This is a genomic window from Flavobacterium aurantiibacter (genome assembly GCF_002251775.1).
GTDB lineage: Bacteria > Bacteroidota > Bacteroidia > Flavobacteriales > Flavobacteriaceae > Flavobacterium > Flavobacterium aurantiibacter.
Genome location: NZ_NOXX01000067.1, coordinates 1 through 1,225 on the forward strand (window position 1 = coordinate 1; position 1,225 = coordinate 1,225).

2 protein-coding genes are annotated in these 1,225 nt (G+C 36.1%); both read right to left on the minus strand.

The window, feature by feature from the left end:
• Positions 1-148: 148 nt before the first annotated feature.
• Positions 149-733, minus strand: coding sequence for a group I intron-associated PD-(D/E)XK endonuclease (locus CHX27_RS00835; protein WP_094484889.1), 585 nt, complete (start codon positions 731-733; stop codon positions 149-151).
• Positions 730-1,225: hypothetical protein (locus tag CHX27_RS00840; RefSeq protein ID WP_207758910.1), on the minus strand; the 496-nt coding region annotated here is incomplete at its 5' end. The genes CHX27_RS00840 and CHX27_RS00835, both read right to left, overlap by 4 nt.

Below are 1,225 nucleotides of genomic sequence, written 5' to 3' on the forward strand. Positions count from 1 at the left end.
TAACGTTTTTGCGCTTGGCGTTCGTGCGGGATTTCAGGGCACAAAACTGTCAACCCAGCACCAAAGTCCAATTGAAAAACTGAACTTGAATGTAAGCAAGTCACCCCGCATGACGCCAAACGGCTGTTAGCACCAGTTGTTCTTTTTCTTATAAGTTCATAAACCATTCTTTGCCTTTGTCAAAGTCTGAAAAATACCGTGCATTTGTCAAGAACGGTTTAAATTCTTTTTTGAGCATTCTGTTTACTTGTGAAACGTGTAAATTCAATTGTCTAGCTATTTCAGATTGACTTTTAATTGTCTTACTTAACTCAACAACCTTTTGATAATCTATAACCCCTTTTTCGTCATAATACGTTCCTTTAAGGTGGTCTGCTCTTATATTGATTGTGTCTGGCGTTTCTTCATTCATTAAGTATCCAATTTTTCTCGTGTCTAAGCAAACAAGAGCAAAGACATCAATTTCAGTCATACCATATCTTTTTGTGTTTTGCTTCCCGTGACGTTTTATATTGAAAATATAACATTTTGTCTCTTTTGCTCTCTGTTGAACTGTCCTTACGCCTTCTGTGGTCTTTACCTGCACCTTTAAAAGTTTTTTTCCAGTGTCAACCAATACATCATAAGGTAGACCTTGTTCACTTGGAAATGCAATCAATCCTTTTAGAATTAAGTCGGCACAAACTAAATATTCTCCTGCCTTACCTGTCTGTAATTCACTTGATACTCTCATATTTTGAAAAGTGCTACAAGGTTTGGATTAGGTAAATCTTCTACTTTGATTAGAAATTTCCGTTGGTCATCCCAATTAAGAACGTCTCTATGTTTTTGTCGCTTGATAAGTTTAAGTGCTTCAGTCCAAGGAGTTTTGTAGAACTCTTTTATTTTGTAATCGGGTGTAAACACAATAGTAATTATTTCATCTATTTGCGCATTTTCGTCATACTTGACAGGTGACCACCTTGCAGTTGTTGTAGCGGCTTTAGAATGTGTCTTTACCTGAATGTATTTGTCACCAATTTTTATATCCCAATCTTTTTGAATTCCACTTTCTGCTCGTTTTCCGTCATAAAGTTCAGCAACAAGCCACTCCCCAATTTGTGAAGTAAAGTCTTTCTTATTCATTGTCACTCCAAGTTTTGTCAACTGTGTCAATGAGTTTAAGTAATTGTCGAGAGCTTTCTTTATTTCTTTGTAGTCTGTCATTTTACAATTGGTGCTAACG